Origin of the sequence: Pseudonocardia sp. C8 (assembly GCF_014267175.1) — a bacterium.
GTDB lineage: Bacteria > Actinomycetota > Actinomycetes > Mycobacteriales > Pseudonocardiaceae > Pseudonocardia.
This window is the reverse complement of sequence record NZ_JACMTR010000002.1, coordinates 2238129-2252500: the sequence shown is the minus strand read 5'-3', so window position 1 is coordinate 2252500 and position 14372 is coordinate 2238129. Positions and strand designations below refer to the sequence as shown.

At 75.2% G+C, this 14372-nt stretch carries 13 protein-coding genes (1 of these 13 only partly in view); 1 reads left to right on the top strand and 12 read right to left on the bottom strand.

From position 1 onward, the window contains the following. The 10 genes from tyrS to argC form a co-directional block, all read right to left on the bottom strand. Positions 1-405 carry the beginning of a tyrosine--tRNA ligase gene (gene tyrS / locus H7X46_RS11170; protein WP_186359335.1) on the bottom strand. Its footprint begins 867 nt before the window's first position, so 405 of the gene's 1272 nt are visible here — the first part of the coding sequence; its start codon is at positions 403-405; its stop codon lies beyond the left edge, outside the window. 79 nt (positions 406-484) lie between these two features. Further along, positions 485-1162 (bottom strand): DNA-3-methyladenine glycosylase, encoded by a 678-nt coding sequence (locus H7X46_RS11165; RefSeq protein WP_186359334.1) that lies wholly within the window; start codon positions 1160-1162, stop codon positions 485-487. Beyond that, on the bottom strand, positions 1163-2386 hold the full coding sequence (locus H7X46_RS11160; RefSeq protein WP_186359333.1) for an aminotransferase class I/II-fold pyridoxal phosphate-dependent enzyme: 1224 nt from the start codon (positions 2384-2386) through the stop codon (positions 1163-1165). Continuing rightward, on the bottom strand, positions 2383-3798 hold the full coding sequence (gene argH / locus H7X46_RS11155) for an argininosuccinate lyase (RefSeq protein ID WP_186359332.1): 1416 nt from the start codon (positions 3796-3798) through the stop codon (positions 2383-2385). The genes H7X46_RS11160 and argH overlap by 4 nt, the downstream gene beginning before the upstream one ends. A gap of 48 nt (positions 3799-3846) precedes the next feature. Then, entirely contained in the window at positions 3847-4395 is a 549-nt protein-coding gene (locus H7X46_RS11150) for an arginine repressor (protein WP_186359331.1), read from the bottom strand. After that, a complete protein-coding gene (gene argF / locus H7X46_RS11145) occupies positions 4392-5312 on the bottom strand; it encodes an ornithine carbamoyltransferase (protein WP_186359330.1) in 921 nt (306 codons plus the stop codon). The genes H7X46_RS11150 and argF overlap by 4 nt, the downstream gene beginning before the upstream one ends. Beyond that, complete coding sequence (locus H7X46_RS11140; RefSeq protein WP_186359329.1) at positions 5312-6505, bottom strand: acetylornithine transaminase; 1194 nt, start codon at positions 6503-6505, stop codon at positions 5312-5314. The genes argF and H7X46_RS11140 overlap by 1 nt, the downstream gene beginning before the upstream one ends. Continuing rightward, positions 6502-7422 carry an acetylglutamate kinase gene (gene argB, locus H7X46_RS11135; protein ID WP_186362598.1) on the bottom strand — a complete coding sequence of 307 codons (921 nt, stop codon included), beginning with the start codon at positions 7420-7422 and terminating at the stop codon, positions 6502-6504. Before argB ends, H7X46_RS11140 begins: the two co-directional genes overlap by 4 nt. A 58-nt stretch (positions 7423-7480) precedes the next feature. Then, positions 7481-8653, bottom strand: a complete 1173-nt coding sequence (argJ, locus tag H7X46_RS11130; protein ID WP_186359328.1) for a bifunctional glutamate N-acetyltransferase/amino-acid acetyltransferase ArgJ — start codon at positions 8651-8653, stop codon at positions 7481-7483. Further along, a complete protein-coding gene (gene argC / locus H7X46_RS11125; RefSeq protein ID WP_370588707.1) occupies positions 8650-9678 on the bottom strand; it encodes an N-acetyl-gamma-glutamyl-phosphate reductase in 1029 nt (342 codons plus the stop codon). The genes argJ and argC overlap by 4 nt, the downstream gene beginning before the upstream one ends. Before the next feature lie 108 nt (positions 9679-9786). Between argC and H7X46_RS11120 the strand changes: the two genes are divergently transcribed. After that, positions 9787-10740, top strand: a complete 954-nt coding sequence (locus H7X46_RS11120) for a hypothetical protein (RefSeq protein WP_186359327.1) — start codon at positions 9787-9789, stop codon at positions 10738-10740. A gap of 7 nt (positions 10741-10747) precedes the next feature. Here H7X46_RS11120 and pheT read toward each other — a convergent pair whose 3' ends face one another. Next, complete coding sequence (gene pheT / locus H7X46_RS11115) at positions 10748-13252, bottom strand: phenylalanine--tRNA ligase subunit beta (protein ID WP_186359326.1); 2505 nt, start codon at positions 13250-13252, stop codon at positions 10748-10750. A 30-nt stretch (positions 13253-13282) separates the two neighbouring features. After that, positions 13283-14338 (bottom strand): phenylalanine--tRNA ligase subunit alpha, encoded by a 1056-nt coding sequence (gene pheS, locus H7X46_RS11110; RefSeq protein ID WP_186359325.1) that lies wholly within the window; start codon positions 14336-14338, stop codon positions 13283-13285. Between the last annotated feature and the right edge of the window lie 34 nt (positions 14339-14372).

The window sequence follows — 14372 nt, the reverse complement described above, 5'->3', positions numbered from 1 at the left end:
CAGGACGGTCTGCTTGCCGGTCCAGTCCAGGTTGTTGACCGCCAGCGCCCCGGTCGGTGTGCCGTCGAAGGCGACGAAGCGCTCGAGCTGACCGCGGATGAGAGCCGTCCACTCGGCGACGGTGGACTCGTCGTGGAGGTTCCGCTCACCGGTGTCCCGCGGATCACCGATCATGCCGGTGGCCCCCCCGGCGAGGATGACCGGACGGTGGCCGGCCTCCTGGAACCGGCGCAGCGTGAGCATCGGGACCAGGTGCCCGGCGTGCAGGCTGGGCGCCGTCGGGTCGAACCCGGCGTAGAGCGTCACCGGCTCGTCGCCCGCCAGCTCCTTCGCCAGGGCGTCGCGGTCGGTGCTCTGCGCGATCAGGCCGCGCCACTCCAGCTCGTCCAGGATGTCCGTACGCACGACCACCATCTTCGTCGCCCGGATCCGGCGCCCGCACGCGGGTTCCGCGGACGGCCACGTCCGCGCGCGGGAGCCGCGATCAGCCGGCCCGGCGACGCGCGCGGGTCCCGCCGGGGCGGTACGGGCTCACCGCGGGCGACCCGTCCACCCAGAACCTCCACGGCAGCTCACCGGCCGCCGCCACCCCCACCCGGGGGCCGGTCCGGATCTCCCGGGCCGGCAGTGGTGCGCCCGCCACCAGCCGGACCCTCGACACCGGGTCGGTCACGTCGAGCCCGTTGTCGTCGCGGCCGAGCCCGAGCAGCGATGCGAGACGGGCCGGGCCGCGGGCGAGGTCGGCGTCCCGGCGGGCGGTCGGTCGCCGGGCCCGGGCGACGCCGGGGTCGGTCAGCAGCTCACCGGCGCGGAGCAGCACCGCACCCGGCTCGCCGTCGGCCAGGCACGACACGTTCGCGCAGAAGTGCATGCCGTAGACGAAGTAGACGTAGAGGTGCCCGGCCGGACCGAACATCACCGCGTTGCGCGCGGTGCGGCCCCGGTAGCAGTGCGACGCCGGGTCGTCCCGCCCGCGGTAGGCCTCGACCTCCACCAGCCGGACGGCGACCGTGCCTTCCGGGGTATCGGCCTCCAGGACGCAGCCGAGCAGCCGTGCCGCGGCCGGGAGCACGTCGACGGCCAGCTCGGACCGGTCGAGGAGCGTGCCGGGGCCCGGCCGGTGCGGCCGGCCGGGCCCCGGGACGGGGAGTTCGCTACCCACTTAGCGGCGGGACAGGGCGAGCTGCACGCAGGTGACGACACCGGCCATCGCCTTCTCGACCTCGTCCTGCGGGGGCAGGGTCGGGGCCAGCCGGATGATCGCGTCCTGCGGGTCCTTGCCGTACGGGTGGGTCGCGCCGGCCGGGGTCAGCACGATCCCGGCCTCCTTGGCCAGCCGCACGATCTCGGAGGCGAGCCCGTCCGGCACCGTGAGGCTGACGAAGTAGCCGCCCTTCGGCGTCGTCCAGGACACGCCCTCGACGTCGGCGAACGCCTCGGTCAGCAGCCGCTCGACCGCCGCGAACTTCGGGGCGATGAGCTCGCGGTGCGCGGCCATGTGCGCGCGCAGGCCCGCTGCGTCCTTGAGGAACCGTGCGTGCCGCAGATGGTTGACCTTGTCCGGGCCGATCGTCTTCTTCGACGCCAGCTTCAGCCACCAGTCGACGTTCGCCCGGGACGCGCCGAAGAACGCGACCCCGGCCCCGGCGAGCGTGATCTTCGACGTGGAGCCGAAGACGAACGGACGGTCCGGGTTCCCGGCCTCGGCGGCCAGGGCCAGGACGTCGGCGATCTCGATCTCGTCCTCGGTCAGGTGGTGCACCGCGTACGCGTTGTCCCACATGATCCGGAAGTCGGGGGCGGCGGTCGGCATCGACGCGAGCCGGCGCACGACCTCGTCGGAGTAGACGACACCGTCCGGGTTCGAGTACTTCGGCACGCACCAGATGCCCTTGATCGACGGGTCGTCGGCGACCAGCCGCTCGACCTCGTCCATGTCCGGGCCGTCCGCGGTCATCGGGACGGTGACGAGGTCGATCCCGAGGCGCTCGCAGACGCCGTAGTGCCGGTCGTAGCCGGGGACCGGCGCGAGGAACGCGACCCGGCCGGCGTCGACCCAGCGGGCGGACGCGCCCGGCACCGGGGACAGCAGCGCGTGCACGAGCGTGTCGTGCATGAGCTCGAGGCTGGAGTTGTTCGCCGCGACCAGCTGGTCGACCGGGACCTGCAGGAACGGCGCGAAGATCTCGCGCAGTTCGGGCAGACCCTGGCCGCCGCCGTAGTTGCGGGTGTCGGTGCCGTCGGCGGCCCGGTACTCGCCGGTGCCGGGGAGGCCCAGCAGCGCGTGCGACAGGTCCAGCTGCTCGGACGACGGCTTGCCCCGCGTCAGGTCCAGCTTCAGGCCGGCGGCCTTCAGCTGCTCGTATGCGGCTGCGGGGTCGGTCATGCGGTTCCTCCGGTGAACTCTCTCGCTGCGGCGACGTCGGTGCGCAGGCCGGTGAGCTGCTCGGCGACCCGGTCGCCGGCCGTCCCGCCCCGCGCGTTCCTCGACGCGATGGAGCCTTCCACGCTCAGCACCTCGCGGACACTCGGGTCCAGGGCGGGGTGGACGCCGGCCAGCTCGGCGTCGGTCAGGTCCTCGAGGCCGACGCCGCGGGCCTCCGCCGCACGGACGCAGCCACCGGCCGCCTCGTGCGCGACCCGGAACGGCACGCCCCGGCGGACCAGCCACTCGGCGACGTCGGTGGCCAGGGTGAACCCGGCCGGGGCCAGCTCGGCCAGCCGGTCGGTGTGGAAGGTGAGGGTCGCGACCATCCCGGCGACGGCCGGGAGCAGGAGCTCCAGCTGCGCGACCGAGTCGAACAGCGGTTCCTTGTCCTCCTGCAGGTCGCGGTTGTAGGCCAGCGGCAGGCCCTTCAGGGTCGCCAGCAGGCCGGTGAGGTTGCCGATCAGGCGCCCCGACTTGCCGCGCGCCAGCTCCGCGACGTCCGGGTTCTTCTTCTGCGGCATGATCGAGCTGCCGGTGGAGAACGCGTCGTCGAGCGTCACGTAGCCGAACTCCGCGGTCGCCCAGAGGATGACCTCCTCGGACAGCCGGGACAGGTCGACCCCGATCATCGCCAGCACGAACGCGGCCTCGGCCGCGAAGTCCCGCGACGACGTCCCGTCGATCGAGTTCGCCGACGACCCCGCGAAGCCCAGCTCGGCGGCCACCGCCTCCGGATCCAGTCCGAGCGACGACCCGGCGAGCGCGCCGGAGCCGTACGGCGAGCTGGCGGTGCGGCGGTCCCAGTCGCGGAGCCGGTCGACGTCGCGCAGCAGGGCGTGCGCGTGCGCGGCGAGCTGGTGAGCGAGCAGCACCGGCTGGGCGTGCTGCAGGTGCGTGCGGCCGGGCATCGCCGCACCCGGGTGCGCCTCGGCCTGGTCGACCAGCGCGTCGACGACGTCGAGTACGCCGGCGGCGACCCGCCGGGTCGCGTCGCGCAGCCACATCCGGAACTGGGTGGCGACCTGGTCGTTGCGGGAGCGGCCGGCCCGCAGCTTCCCGCCGAGCTCGGGACCGGCCCGCTCGATCAGGCCGCGTTCCAGCGCGGTGTGCACGTCCTCGTCGCCCGGCTCGGGACCGAACGCGCCGGACTCGACGTCCGCGGCGAGCTCGTCGAGCGCCTTGTGCATGCCGGACAGCTCCTCGTCCGACAGCAGCCCGGCGCGGTGCAGCACCCGGGCATGGGCCCGCGAACCGCGGATGTCGTAGGGGGCCAGTGCCCAGTCGAAGTGCGTGGACTTGCTCAGGGCGGCGAGCGCGTCCGCGGGGCCCGACGCGAAGCGCCCGCCCCACAGGGCCGCGTTGCCGCTCACGACGCGGCCCCGGAGTCGTCGGCCGTGGGGGCCACCCGGTCCGCCATGTCAGCTCTCCTTCGCTGTCTTCACCGCGTCCGCGGACGCGGCGTTCGGCAGGTCCTGCAGCCGCTGCGCGAGCTCCGCCCCGGTACAGGGCTCGCGGGCGACCACGATGATCGTGTCGTCGCCGGCGATGGTGCCGACGACGTCGTGCAGCGCGGCCCGGTCCAGCGCGCTGGCGAGGTAGTGCGCCGCCCCGGGCGGGGTCCGCAGGACCGCCAGGTTCCCACTCGCGTCCGCGGACACGAGCAGCTCCCCCAGCAGGCGCCCCAGCCGGGTGGTGCCGCCCTCGACACCGCGCACCGGGCTGCCGTCCTCCGGGATCCGGTAGACCGGCGCACCGCCGTCCGGGCCACGGAGCTTCACCGCGCCGAGCTCGTCGAGATCCCGGGAGAGCGTGGCCTGGGTGGTCTCGATGCCGTGCAGCTGGTCGAGCAGGACGAGCAGCTCGGGCTGGCTGCGCACCGGGCGGTGCCACAGCAGGTCCATGATCTTCGCCTGCCGGGTGACCCGGCTGGCGTTGCCCTGGCGCCGCGCGCGCTCGCCCTCGGTCATGTCCGCAGCAACCAGGTCAGCAGGGCCTTCTGGGCGTGCAGCCGGTTCTCCGCCTCGTCCCAGACGGCGCTGGCGGGACCGTCGATCACCTCGTCGGTGATCTCCTCGCCGCGGTGCGCCGGCAGGCAGTGCAGTACGACCGCCCCGGGCGCAGCGCGCTCGAGCAGCGCCGTGTTCAGCTGGTACGGCCGGAACGGTGCGACCCGGTCCAGGCCGTCGCCCTCCTGCCCCATCGAGGTCCAGGTGTCGGTCACGACGACGTCCGCACCGGCGACCGCGGCCTGCGGGTCGGCGACCAGCGTCACCGAGCCCCCGGTCCGCTCCGCCCGGGCCTTCGCGTCGCGCACCACGTCCGGCTCCGGGGTGAACCCGGCCGGGGCCGAGATCCGCACGTGCAGCCCGGCGGTGGCACCGCCCAGCAGCAGCGAGTGCGCGACGTTGTTGGCACCGTCGCCGAGGTAGGTCAGGGTCACCCCGGCGAGCCGCCCGAGCCGCTCCCGGATCGTCTGCAGGTCGGCGAGGACCTGGCACGGGTGGAAGGTGTCGGTGAGCGCGTTGACCACCGGCACGGTCGCCGCCGCGGCCATCTCCTCGATCCGCTCCTGCCCCGAGGTGCGCCACACGATCGCGTCGGCGTAGCGCGACAGGACCCGCGCGGTGTCGGAGATCGTCTCGCCGCGGCCGAGCTGGCTGGTGGTCCCGTCGAGGATCACCGCCGTGCCACCGAGCTGGGTGATGCCGGTCTCGAACGACACCCGCGTCCGGGTCGAGGACTTGTCGAAGACGACGGCGACGGCCTTCGGGCCCGCGAGCGGCCGCTCGGCGAACCGGTCGGCCTTGAGCCGGTCGGCCAGGTCGAGGACCTTGGCCTGCTCGGCGGGCGTGAGGTCGTCGTCGCGCAGGAGGTGGCGGACCATCAGTTCCCCTGGCCTTCCTGCTCGGCCGCGGCGGCGTCGAGGATCGCCGGGAACGCCGCGAGGAACTCGCCGGCCTCGTCGTCGGACAGGGTGAGCGCCGGGGCCAGCCGCAGCCGGTCCGGGGTCGCGTTGTTGACCAGGTAGCCGGCGTCCCGGGCGGCGGACGCGGCCTGCGCCGCCACCGGCGCGGTCAGGCCGACGCCGATGTGCAGCCCGGCACCGGAGACGTCGCCGACCAGCGGGTGGCCGAATCCCTCGATCCGGCTGCGGATCTCCTTGCCGAGCCGGTCGACGTGCTCCAGCAGGCCCTCGGTCGCGATCGTGTCCAGCACGGCGAGCGCCGCCGCGCAGGAGACCGGGTTGCCGCCGAAGGTGGTGCCGTGCTGGCCGGGTTCGAGCAGCGAGCCGGCCCGGCCGATCCCGACGCAGGCGCCGATCGGCAGGCCGCCCCCGAGCCCCTTGGCCAGGGTGACCACGTCGGGGACGACGCCGTGCGCCTGGTGCGCGAACCAGTGCCCGGTCCGGCCGATGCCGGTCTGCACCTCGTCGAGCACGAGCAGCGCCCCGCGCTCGGCGGTGATCCGCCGGGCCTCGGCGAGGTAGCCCTCCGGCGGCACGACGACCCCCGCCTCGCCGAGGATCGGTTCCAGGAAGACCGCGGCCGTGTCCCCGCTGACGGCGGCGTCGAGCGCGGCGACGTCGCCGAACGGGATGTGGGTGACCCCCGCCGGCATCGGCTCGAACGGCGCCCGCTTGGCCGGTTGCCCGGTGAGCGCCAGCGCGCCCATCGTGCGGCCGTGGAACGCCTGCTCGCAGGCGATGATCTCCGGGCGGCCGGTCCGCCGGGCGATCTTGAACGCGGCCTCGTTGGCCTCGGCGCCCGAGTTGCAGAGCAACGTGCGGGCGTCGTCGCGGCCGAGCAGTCCCTGCAGGCGCTCGGCCAGCTGCAGCGCCGGGTCGGTGATGAAGAAGTTCGAGGTGTGCCCGAGCGTGCGGACCTGCTCGGAGACGGCGTCGACGACGGCCGGGTGCGCGTGACCCAGCGCGTTCACCGCGATCCCGGAGTAGAGGTCCAGGAAGCTGCGGCCCTCGGCGTCCCACACGCGGGCGCCCTCGCCACGGACCAGGGTCAGCGGCGGGGTGCCGTAGTTGTTCATCAGCGCGGCCTGCCACCGCTGCGCGTACGTGCTCATGCCCGTGTCATCCCGTCCGGCTGTGTCGTCGGCGTCGTCGGCGCGTCGGCGTCCGGGAGGACCATCGTGCCGACGCCCTCGCGTGTGAAGACCTCGAGCAGGACCGAGTGCGGCACCCGCCCGTCGATCACGTGGGCCTGCCCCACGCCCGAGCGCACCGCGCGCAGGCAGGCCTCCATCTTCGGTGCCATGCCGCTCTCCAGGCGGGGCAGCATCGGCTCCAGCCGGTCCGCCGTCAGCGATGTGATGATCGAGTCCGGGTCGGGGTAGTTCGCGTAGAGCCCCTCGACGTCGGTGAGCACCACGAGCTTCGCGGCGTCCAGCGCACCGGCCAGCGCGGCGGCCGCGCTGTCGGCGTTGATGTTGTGGACCTGGCCGTCCGCGTCCGGCGCGACGCCGGCGACCACCGGGATCCGGCCTGCGGCGATGATGTCCAGCACCGCGTCCGGGTTGACCTCGGTGACGTCCCCGACCAGGCCGATGTCGACCGGTTCGCCGCCGACCAGCGCCGTCCGCTTCTCGGCGGTGAACAGCCCGGCGTCCTCGCCGGACAGCCCGACCGCGAACGGGCCGTGCTGGTTGATCAGCCCCACGAGCTCCCGGCCGACCTGGCCGAAGAGCACCATCCGGACGATCTCCATGGTCTCCGGGGTGGTGACCCGCAGCCCGCCGCGGAACTCACCGGGCATGCCCAGGCGCCGGAGCATCGCGCTGATCTGCGGGCCGCCCCCGTGCACGACGACCGGGTGGATGCCGGCCAGCCGCAGGAAGACCATGTCCTGCGCGAAGGCCTGCTTCAGCTCGTCGTCGATCATGGCGTTGCCGCCGTACTTCACGACGACGATCCGGCCGTGGAAACGCTGCAGCCAGGGCAGGGCCTCGGCGAGCACGGCGGCCTTCTCCCCCGCCCGCTTCAGGCGTGCGGGGGTCTCCGGGAACGGGGCGGTCTCCGGCTGCGGCTCGGCCGCGGTGGGGTCAGGAGGAGTAGGCACTGTTCTCCTCCACGTAGGCGTGCGAGAGGTCGGTGGTGCGGATCTCGGCGGTGTGGCCCTCGGCGCCGCCGGACAGGCCGAGCTCCACCTCGATCAGGACGTCCTTGCCGGACAGGTCGCAGTCCGCGCGGTCCCCGGCGACGACGGCGCCCTTGCACAGCAGCACACCGTTGATCGTGACGTCGAGCCGCTCGGGATCGACCTGGGCGTCGGCGTACCCGGCGGCGGCGGCGATCCGGCCCCAGTTCGGGTCGGAACCGAACATCGCGGTCTTGACCAGCGCGTCGCGGGCGATCGTGCGGGCGACGGTCACCGCATCGTCCTCCGAGGCGGCCCCGGAGACCCGCACCGTGATCCGCTTGGTGACGCCCTCGGCGTCGGCCTGCATCTGCTCGGCGAGGTCGCGGCAGACCCGGGTGAGCGCGGCGGTGAACACCGCCGGGTCGGCGGTCACCCCGGACGCGCCCGACGCGAGCACGAGCACCGTGTCGTTGGTCGACATCGAGCCGTCGACGTCGAGCCGGTCGAAGCTGTAGCGCACGGCCTCACGCAGCGCGGCGTCGAGTGCCGGCTGGTCGATCACCGCGTCGGTGGTGAGCACGCTGAGCATCGTCGCCATCGAGGGGGCGATCATGCCGGCACCCTTGGTCGTGCCGCCGACGGTCCAGCCGGCCGGATCGGTGACCCGGGACTCCTTCGGCACGGTGTCGGTGGTCATGATCGCGGTCGCGGCGGCCGAGCCGGCCTCGGGCGTCGGGGCGAGCGCACCGGCCGCCGTGTCGACCCCGGCGAGCAGGGTCTCCCGCGGGAGCTGCTCGCCGATCAGGCCGGTGGAGCACACCGCCACCTCGACCGCGCCGCAGCCCAGCACCTCGGCCACCTTCTCCGCGGTCGCGTGCGCGGTCTGGAAGCCCTGCGGCCCGGTGCACGCGTTCGCCCCGCCGGAGTTGAGGACGACCGCCCGCAGCGCGCCCGTGGTGAGCACCTGCTGCGACCACAGCACCGGCGCGGCCTTCACCTTGTTCCGGGTGAACACGCCGGCGGCCTCGGTGCGGGGCCCGTCGTTGACGACCAGCGCCAGGTCGGCCTTCCCGGACGTCTTGATCCCGGCGGCGATCCCGGCGGCCCGGAACCCCCGTGCGGCGGTCACGCTCACGGCGCCACTCCCGTCGTCGGCAGGCCGGTCGTCTCGGGCAGCCCGAGCGCCAGGTTCATGCACTGCACCGCGGCTCCGGCGGTGCCCTTGGTCAGGTTGTCGATCGCGGACACGACGACGAGCCGCCGCGCGTCCGGGTCGACGGCCAGCTGCAGCGCGACCAGGTTCGAGCCCAGCGTCTGCGCGGTCGTGGGCCACTGCCCCTCCGGCAGGAGCCGGACGAACGGCTCGCCGGCGTAGGCCTTCCCGTAGGCCGCCCGGACCGCCGCGGTGTCGGTCGCGCCGTCGGCCAGCGGGGCCGAGCAGGAGGCCAGGATGCCCCGGGGCAGCGGAGCGAGCACCGGGGTGAAGCTCACCGACACCGGTGCGCCGCGGGCGGCCGAGAGGTTCTGCGTGATCTCCGGGGTGTGCCGGTGCACGCCGCCGACGCCGTACGCGGACAGCGAGCCCATGACCTCGGCGCCGAGCAGGTGCGGCTTGAGCGACTTGCCGGCGCCCGAGGTGCCGGTGACCGCGGTGATCACGACCTCCGGCTCGACCAGGCCGGCGACCAGGGCCGGCACCAGGGCCAGGCTCGTGCCGGTCGGGTAGCAGCCGGGCACCGCGACCCGGGTGGCACCGGCCAGCTTCTCCCGGGCACCGGGCAGCTCGGGCAGGCCGTACGGCCAGTGGCCGGCGTGCTCGCCGCCGTACCACCGGTCCCAGGCCGCCGGGTCGGTCAACCGGTGGTCGGCACCGCAGTCGATCACGACGGTGTCGGGGCCCAGCTGCGCGGCGAGCTCGGCCGACTTCCCGTGCGGGAGGGCGAGGAACACCGCGTCGTGCCCGGCGAGGGTCTCCGCGGTGCTCTCGCCCAGCACCCGGTCGGCCAGCGGCGCGAGGTGCGGCTGGTGCTCGCCCAGGCGCGTCCCGGCGTTCCCGCCGGCCGTCAGGGCACCGATCTCCACGTCCGGATGTGCGAGGAGCAGGCGGAGCAGCTCGCCCCCGGCGTATCCACTGGCTCCCGCCACTGCGATGCGTACCACCTGGATGATTATGCACGAGGGCGAAATGTCATGCAACGGGGTTCGCGATCGCGACCGCGGGGCCGCGAACGTCCGCGCGCGGTGCCGCCGAACCCTAGCGTCCCGCACGTGTGCAGCGAGCGAACGGCCCGGGAACGTCCGGGCGGGATCGTCGCGGCGGGGCCGGCGGCGGTCCTGCTCGTGCTGCTGCTCGCCGGCTGCGCGACGTCCGTGCCGGGCACCCCGTGGCCCGCCGGGTCGGGGCCGGCCCCGCCCGCCGTCACGGCGGTGCCCCAGCACCCGTCCACCGGACCGTCGGCGTTCACCGAGCCGGATCCGGCGACCGAGCCGCCGCACGCTGCGGGGTCGGAGCCGGGCACCGGGCGGCCGGTGACGGCGGGCCCCGCCGGACCGCCGGGGCAGGCACCGGCCGGCGCGGCGGGACCGGCGGCGCCGGATGCGGCGGGGCAGGCAGGAGCTGCGCACCCCGCGACCACGGTCGCCCCGGTTCCCGTCCCCCGGGCGCCGTCCGGCGCAGGAATGCCCCCGGGCGCCCGGACCCGCCCCCCGCTCGCGGCCGCCACGCCGCCGCCGGACCCACCGCCCGCCGTCACGCCGCCCGCCGGACCCGGGACCCGGCGCGCCCCGTCGGGCCCCCGCCCCGCCCCGGTACCCCCGCTGACCTCGGACGTCGTCGCCGACGAGTGCCTGCTCGACGGCCCGGCGCTCGCCGGGCTCCTCGGCGTCGCACCGGCCGTCCCCGCGGCGAACGCCGAGACCCGGCGGTCGGACGGGTCACGCCACCGGTCGTGCTTCGCGGTCGGCGGGTCGGCGACCGTCTCGGTGAACGTCTACACGACCAACCGGGTCGCCCCGGCCCGCTACGTGCGTGACGCGGCCGGGGCCCGGACGGTCACCGGCGCCGGAACGACCGCCGCGGTGCTGGACACGGTGGCCGGGCCCGCGCTGCAGCTCGGGACGGCCCGCCACCTGGTCACGATCTCGGTGGCCGGACGCAGCCCGACCGACGACCAGTGGCGGGCGGCCGCCCGCGCGGCCGCCGCCGCGCTGGCCCGCCGGTGACCGGTGGTCAGCGCAGCGCGACGCCGTGCCGGGCGGTGGCCTCTGCGACCGCGGCGTCCCGGGCGGCGTTGGCCTCCTCGCTGGTGAGCGTCCGGTCGGCCGCGCGCAGCCGCAGCGAGAAGGCCAGCGAGCGCTTGCCCGCCCCGACCTGGTCCCCGGTGTAGACGTCGAACAGGCGCACCGATTCCAGCAGCTCCCCGGCGCCGGCGGTGAGCGCGTCGGCCAGATCCGCCGCCGGGACCGCCTCGTCCGCGACCAGTGCCACGTCGACGGCCACCGGCGGGAACGGCGAGACCCGCGGCACCGGCAGCTCCTCCCGCAGCGGGAGCGCGTCGAGGTCGATCTCGCAGGCCGCGGTGCGAGCCGGCAGCCCGAGCGCCTCGACGACCTTCGGGTGCAGCTCGCCGGCGTACCCGGCGACGGTGTCCGTGCCGGCGACGACGAGCTCCGCGCAGCGGCCCGGGTGCCACGGGGCCCGCTCGGCCCGGCGCGGACGCAGCTCCACACCGGCGGCCGCACCGGTCAGCCGGGCGGCCTCGACGGCGTCCTCCCAGCTCGCCGGCCGGCCGGTCCCCCACCAGCCGCGCGGTTCGCGGTTCCCGGCCAGCACGACGCCCACGTGCACCGGCTGGTCGGGCAGCGCCGCCCGGATCGCGGCGTACTCGTCGTCGGACGGGCGGGCGGTGACGGCCGGGTCCGGCATCGCCGGCGGGTCCTCCCGGGGCTGCACGACCTGCGCGATCGCGTACAGCGCGAGGTCATCGGCGCCGCGGGACCGGTTGCGCACCAGCATGTCCAGCAGTCCCGGCAGCAGCGTGGTGGACAGCCGGGACCGCTCGGCGTCGAGCGGGTTGGTGACGGCGACGGTGCGGCGGCGCTCGTCGTCGGCCGCCAGCCCGAGGTCGTCCCACACGGCGTCGGAGACGAACGGGAACGGCAGCACCTCGACGTGGCCGGCCTCGGCCAGCGCCCGCGACACCGCCCGCCGGCGCAGCTGGGCGGGGGTCAGCCCGCGCCCGGGCGGCGCGGCCGGCAGCTCGGAGGGGATGGCGTCGTAGCCCTCCAGCCGCAGCACCTCCTCGACCAGGTCCGCGGGCTGGCGCAGGTCCGGCCGCCAGGTCGGCGGGGTCGCGACGACGACGCCCTGCCCGTCGTCGGCGGCGTCCAGGACGACCGCGCAGCCGACCTGGGTCAGCCGGCGGACCGTCGCACCGCGGGGGTAGTGCACGCCGGCGACCCGGTCCGGCAGCGACAGCGGCATCCGCACCTGCGGCACCGCGGGGACCCCGCCCTCGTCGGTGCGGCCGCCGGCGAGAGTGCCGCCGCCGAGCTCGACCAGCAGCTGCGCGGCCCGCTCCGCGGCGACCGGCGGCAGCGCGGGGTCGACGACCCGCTCGAAACGGCGGGACGCCTCGCTGGGCAGCTTGTGCCGGCGGGCCGCGCGGGCGATCACCGCCGGCGCGAAGTGCGCGGCCTCGAGCAGGACGTCGACCCGGGCCCCGGGTTCGAGCTCCTCCGGCGCCGGGATCTCGGTCGACGCCCCGCCCATCACGCCGGCCAGGCCGATGGGGCCGGAGTCGTCGGTGATGAGCAGGTCGTCCGGGTCGAGGGCGCGGGTCTGGCCGTCGAGGGTCTCCAGTTTCTCCCCCGCCGCCGCCCTGCGGACCTCGATCGTCCCGGCGACCCGGGAGGCGTCGTAGCCGTGCAGGGGCTGGCCCAGGTCCAGCATCACGAAGTTGGTGACGTCGACGATCAGCGAGATCGGCCGCATCCCGGCCGAGAGCAGGGCGCGCCGCATCCACCACGGGCTCGGCGCAGCGGGGTCGACGCCGTCCACCCGGCGCACGACGAACCGCGCGCACCCCTCGGTGTCGGCGATCCGGACCGGCCAGGCGTCGCCGGGGGCCTCGGGCACGTCGATCCGGGCGACCGGGTCGGTGTAGTCGACGTCGAGCGAGGTCGCGAGCTCGCGGGCCAGGCCGCGCACGGCGAAGCAGTACCCGCGGTCCGGGGTGACGGCCAGCTCGATCACCGGCTCGGACAGGCCCAGGGTCTCGAGCGCGTCGTCGCCGGGCTCGGCGGTGCCCGGTGGCAGCACGAGGATGCCGGTGTGGTCGGCGCCCAGGCCGAGCTCCTTCGCCGAGGCGATCATGCCGTCGGAGACCCGCCCGTAGGTCTCCCGCTGCGCGATGGCGAACCCGCCCGGCAGCACGGCGCCCGGCTCGGTGACCACCACGAGGTCACCGACGGCGAAGTTGGTCGCCCCGCAGATGACGTACCGGTGCCGGTCACCGAACTCGACCCGGCAGTACCGGATGGGCTTCTTGAACTCGGTGAGCTCCTCGACCTCCGCCACCCGCGCGACGGTCACCGGCCCGGTGATCTCCGGCGCCGGGTGGATCTCCTCGACCTCCAGCCCGACCCGGACGAAGGCCTCGCCGATCGCGTCGGGCGACGCCGGGATGGCCGCCGGGTCGATGTGCCGGGCGAGCCAGGAGGCGGACACTCGCACTGCTCAGAACTCCTTGCTGGAAGGTGGTGCTCAGACGCCGAACGCGGACGAGAAGCGGACGTCGCCCTCGACCATGTCGCGCATGTCGGGGATGCCGTTGCGGAACATCAACGTCCGCTCGATGCCCATGCCGAACGCGAAGCCGGAGTGCACCTCGGGGTCGACGCCGGCCGCGCGCAGGACGTTCGGGTTGACCATCCCGCAGCCGCCCCACTCGACCCAGCCGGGCCCGCCCTTCTTGTGCGGGAACCACAGGTCCACCTCGGCGGACGGCTCGGTGAACGGGAAGTAGGACGGCCGCATCCGGGTGCCGGCCTCGGGCCCGAACATGGCGCGGGCAAACGCGTCGAGGGTGCCCTTGAGGTGCGCCATGGTGAGCCCGGTGTCGACGGCGAGCCCTTCGACCTGGTGGAACACCGGGGTGTGGGTCGCGTCGAGCTCGTCGGTGCGGAACGTGCGGCCCGGGCACGCCACGTACACCGGCAGCTCCCGCTCGAGCAGCGAGCGGACCTGCACCGGCGACGTGTGGGTGCGCAGCACCGTCCCGGAGTCCTGGCCCTGCGCCGCGTCACCCAGGTAGAAGGTGTCCTGCATGGTGCGGGCCGGGTGGTCCTTGCCGAAGTTGAGCGCGTCGAAGTTCAGCCAGGACGCCTCCACCTCCGGCCCCTCGGCCACCTCCCAGCCCATCGCGACGAAGATGTCGGCGATCCGCTCGGACAGCTGGGTGATCGGGTGCCGGGCCCCGCGCGGGCGGCGGCCGGTGGGCAGGGTGACGTCGACGGCCTCCTCGCGCAGCACCCGGGCGTCGCGCTCGGCGACCAGCACGGCGCGGCGCTCGTCGAACGCGGCCTGGGCCTCCTGGCGGGCCGCGTTGACCCGCTTCCCGGCGTCGGCCCGCTCGGGGCCGGGGAGGCTGCCCAGCGAGCGACGCGCCATCGGGATCGGGGCCCTGTCCCCGAGGTGTGCCGGCTTGACGGCGGCGAGCGCGTCGAGGTCGGCGGCGGCGTCGAACGCCGAGCGCGCGGCCTCCACCGCGGCCTTCAGCGCGTCCGGATCCAGCGGGCTGCCCGCGTCGTTCTCACTCATGGTGGCCCCGATCGTAGAGGGACGCCCCGAACGG

Coding starts and splice junctions, on each gene's coding strand:
- H7X46_RS11160 (WP_186359333.1), bottom strand. CDS start 2,386: ATGACCGACCCCGCAGCCGCATACGAGCAGCTGAAGGCCGCCGGCCTG.
- H7X46_RS11150 (WP_186359331.1), bottom strand. CDS start 4,395: ATGACCGAGGGCGAGCGCGCGCGGCGCCAGGGCAACGCCAGCCGGGTC.
- argF (WP_186359330.1), bottom strand. CDS start 5,312: ATGGTCCGCCACCTCCTGCGCGACGACGACCTCACGCCCGCCGAGCAG.
- H7X46_RS11140 (WP_186359329.1), bottom strand. CDS start 6,505: ATGAGCACGTACGCGCAGCGGTGGCAGGCCGCGCTGATGAACAACTAC.
- pheS (WP_186359325.1), bottom strand. CDS start 14,338: ATGAGTGAGAACGACGCGGGCAGCCCGCTGGATCCGGACGCGCTGAAG.